Origin of the sequence: Sphaerotilus sp. (assembly GCF_041083715.1) — a bacterium.
Lineage (GTDB): Bacteria > Pseudomonadota > Gammaproteobacteria > Burkholderiales > Burkholderiaceae_C > Sphaerotilus.
The window spans coordinates 1-3,694 of sequence record NZ_JBFPGY010000075.1 but is presented as its reverse complement, the minus strand read 5'-3'; the positions used below and the strand labels follow the sequence as shown (position 1 = coordinate 3,694).

3 protein-coding genes and 1 pseudogene are annotated in these 3,694 nt (G+C 69.5%); 2 read left to right on the top strand and 2 right to left on the bottom strand.

Annotated elements, in window-relative coordinates; all coding sequences use genetic code 11:
- Both AB3X43_RS03875 and AB3X43_RS03870 read left to right on the top strand, forming a co-directional pair.
- Window positions 1-703: pseudogene (locus tag AB3X43_RS03875) on the top strand (hypothetical protein); the annotation flags it as partial.
- Window positions 704-899: 196 nt separating this feature from the next.
- Window positions 900-1,844, top strand: coding sequence for a DMT family transporter (locus tag AB3X43_RS03870; protein ID WP_369428564.1), 945 nt, complete (start codon window positions 900-902; stop codon window positions 1,842-1,844).
- 24 nt (window positions 1,845-1,868) lie between these two features.
- Here the strand turns inward: AB3X43_RS03870 and AB3X43_RS03865 are convergent, their stop codons facing one another.
- Together AB3X43_RS03865 and AB3X43_RS03860 are read right to left on the bottom strand one after the other, a co-directional pair.
- On the bottom strand, window positions 1,869-2,774 hold the full coding sequence (locus AB3X43_RS03865; RefSeq protein ID WP_473965056.1) for a DMT family transporter: 906 nt from the start codon (window positions 2,772-2,774) through the stop codon (window positions 1,869-1,871).
- A partial coding sequence (locus tag AB3X43_RS03860; RefSeq protein WP_369428563.1) for a TRAP transporter substrate-binding protein occupies window positions 2,771-3,694 on the bottom strand: 924 nt, incomplete at its 5' end. The genes AB3X43_RS03865 and AB3X43_RS03860, both read right to left, overlap by 4 nt.

Below are 3,694 nucleotides of genomic sequence, written 5' to 3'. Positions count from 1 at the left end.
CCATCCCCGTGACGCGGCCGTTCCCCGCCCGCCAGCCACTGCGCTGCCCGCCGCAGCGGTCGATCCGCTGACCCCGCTGGAAGTTCCGAAGCCTCGGTCCCACGGCCTGTTGGCGGTTGCCCTCGCAGGATTGCTCGCCGCGGGCGTCCTGGGCTATCGGCTGACCCGGATGGTGCCGGGAACGGACACCGCGCGTCGCCCCCCAGCCCTCATCGAGGAGCCGGCCGACCAGCCGGTGCGCAGTGCCTCCGCTGCCGCACCGGCCGCCGCAGCGTCCCTGCCGGTCACGGTGCCTGACAAGCCCGCGCTCCTGGCGACCGGGGCATCGGCACCAGCCTCGAAGCCCGCCGCTCGGGCAGCGCCAGCCGCATCGGTGGCGAGCCGGGTGCACACGCCATCGCCAGCATCCACGCCCCTGGCGCCGTTGCTGCCCTTGGATGGCGCCAGCAACCTCCCCCGCAATGCAGCCAGCACGCAGGACGGCAGCCACCAGCCCTTCTCCCCCGCCTCCGCTCCGGCCACGCCGCCAGCGGGCGCGCCCCGCACGCCCGAAGCGCTGTGTGGCGCACGCTTTTTCCTGGCCCGGGAACTCTGCATCCAGACGGCCTGCGAGACCGCCGAGTTCTCGCACCTGCCCAGCTGTGTCGATCTCCGGCGCAAGGCCGAGGACGAGCGCGTGCGCAAGCTGCACACCGACGGCTGAGCCCGCGTTCGGACACGCGCTCAGACGGCCAGCGCCTCGACCGGCAGAGGCGACGTCCGATCAGCCGGCTGCAGTGTCTCCTCGAACGGGACATCGACCCCTGGCAGCCGCACAGGCCCGTCGCGGCAGCACCTTTGCGCGACACTGTGGGCCCGCGTCCTCCACCATGTCCTCGGCCCCGCAGCCGCACTGATCCATGACCCTCACGCCCCGCCTGATCGCGATGCTCACCCTTCCCCCGCTGATGTGGGCGGGCAATGCGGTGGTCGGTCGCCTGACCGTGCCGCACGTGCCACCGCTGATGCTCAATGCGATCCGCTGGGGCATCGTGCTGCTGGTGCTGCTGGTGCTGGGCCGGCAGGCCATTGCCACAGCCGGGCAGCGCCGCGAGATCCTGGCCCGCTGGCGGCCGCTGGGGCTGATGGGCCTGCTCGGCGTGGGAGCCTACAACGCGCTGCAGTACCTCGCGCTGACCACCTCGACCCCCATCAACGTGACGCTGATCGCCGCCAGCATGCCCCTGTGGATGCTGCTGGTCGGTGCCGTGTTCTACGCCGAACACCCGCGCGGACCCCAGATGGTCGGCGCCACGCTGTCGCTGGTCGGCGTGGCCACCGTGCTGAGCCGCGGACAGCTGTCGGCGCTGGCGGACGTGCAGTTCGTGCGGGGGGACATGTACATGCTGGCCGCTGCCGCCAGCTGGGCCGGCTACAGCTGGATGCTGGCCCGGCCCCCCGCGTCGATGCGCGGCGCGGCGCGCCCGAACATCATCGGAGCCGACGGCCAGTGCCGTGTCTGGACCTGGGACGAGGCGCTGCTGGTCCAGGCGCTGTTCGGCGTGGTGTGGGCCGGTGGCGCGGCGGGTCTGGAAGCGGTGGTCTCGGCCCGCCAGCCGGAGTGGTCGCTGGCGGTCGGGGCGGCGGTGGTCTACATCGTCATCGGGCCGTCGCTCATCGCCTATGCGCTGTGGGGCCGGGCGGTGGCGGCCGTGGGCCCGACCACGGCCGGCATCTTCGCCAACCTCACACCGCTGTTCGCCGCGCTGCTGTCCACCGCGCTGCTCGGCGAGGCGCCGCACGGTTACCACGCGGTGGCGTTCGCGCTGATCGTGGCGGGCATCCTGGTCTCCTCCCGGCGCTGACCAGCGCCCGGACACCCCGGCGCTTCAGCGCCAGCGCGCCAGCAGCGCCACGCCAGCCAGCACCAGCAGGGTGCCCGCCGCGATCCAGGGCGTCATCGGCTCGCCCAGGATCAACACGCTCATCAGGATCGTGCTCATCGGTCCGACCAGCCCCGTCTGCGCCGCCAGACCGGCACCGAGCCGCTCGATGCCCAGCATCACCAGGATCACCGGCGCGAAGGTGCAGGCCGTGGCGTTGAGCAGCGACAGCCACAGCACCGGCGTCGGCACGTCGAACACGGAAGCGACCGGCCGCAGCACCACGAACTGTCCGATGCACAGCACGCAGGCCACGGTGGTCGCCAGACCGGTCAGGCGCAACGCGCCGAGGCGGTTGACCTCCTGCCCGCTCTGCACCAGATAGATGGCATAGCTGAGCGCACTGCCGAACACCAGCGCCGCGCCGAGTCCGACATGGGGGCCGAGATCGGTCAGCTCGCGGCCGAAGACCACCAGCACGCCCGAGTAGCTCACGCCCAGCGCCATGAGCTGCCGGCGCGTGACCCGCTTGCCGTGCAGCACCACGCCGAGGAACAGCACCAGCGTCGGGTTGAGGTAGAGGATCAGCCGCTCCAGGCTGGCGCTGATGTAGGCCAGCCCGGCAAAGTCGAGGAAGCTCGCGAGGTAGTAGCCCGAGAACCCAAGCCCCGCCACCGCCAGCAGGTCCCGCCGCGTCAACGCCGGCCGACCACGACTCGACCACCACGCCAGCGCCACGAACAGCGGCAGCGCGAACAGCATGCGCAGCATCAGCAGCGTGACCGCATCGACCCCATGCCGGTACGCCAGCTTGACGATGATCGCCTTGCCCGAAAAAGCGACCGACCCGGTCAGCGCGAACGCCAGACCGGGCCAGAGTTTCGGGCGGACAGGAGCCGCCGCGGAAGTCAGAGCTTCTGCGCCTGCATGAAGTCGTCGAAACCGGCCTCGGCGAAGCGGAACCACAGGTTCTGCTCGGCGCGGAACTTGGCGTAGTCGGTGTAGACCTTCTTCCAGTGCGGGTTCTTGTCGTTCAGCTCGGCGTACATCGCCATCGACTCCTTGAACGCCAGCTCCATCACATCCTTCGGGAAGCGGAACAGCTTGGTGCCGGTCGACACCAGCGTCTTCAGCGCCACCGGATTGCGGCCGTCGTACTTGGCCTGCATGTCCAGGTGGGCGTGGGACGCCGCGGCTTCGACGATGGCCTTGTACTCAGGGGTCAGGCTGTCGAAGGCCTTCTGGTTGATGAAGAAGTCCAGTTGCGGACCGCCTTCCCACCAGCCCGGGTAGGCGTAGTTCGGAGCGACCTTGTTGAAACCGAGCTTCAGGTCATCGTAGGGGCCGACCCACTCGGCAGCATCGATGGTGCCTTTTTCCAGTGCCTGGTAGATCTCGCCGCCGGGAATGTTCTGCGGCACGCCGCCCATGCGCTCGATCACCTTGCCGGCGAAACCACCGACACGGAACTTCAGGCCCTTCATGTCCGCCACCGAGGTGATCGGCTTGCGGTACCAGCCGCCCATCTGCGCGCCCGTGTTGCCACCAGGGAAGTTGACGATGTTGTAGGTCTTGTAGAACTCGCGCATCAGCTTGAGGCCGTTGCCCTCGTACATCCACGCGGTCATCTGGCGGCTGTTCAGGCCGAAGGGGATGGCACAGCCCAGTGCGAAGGTCTCGTCCTTGCCGAAGAAATAGTACGGCGCGGTGTGGGCCATCTCGATGGTGCCGTTCTGCACGCCATCGACGACGCCGAACGCCGGCATCAGCTCGCCACCCGGGTGGGTCGAGATCTGGAACTTGCCACCCGTCATCGCGCTGACCTGCTTGGC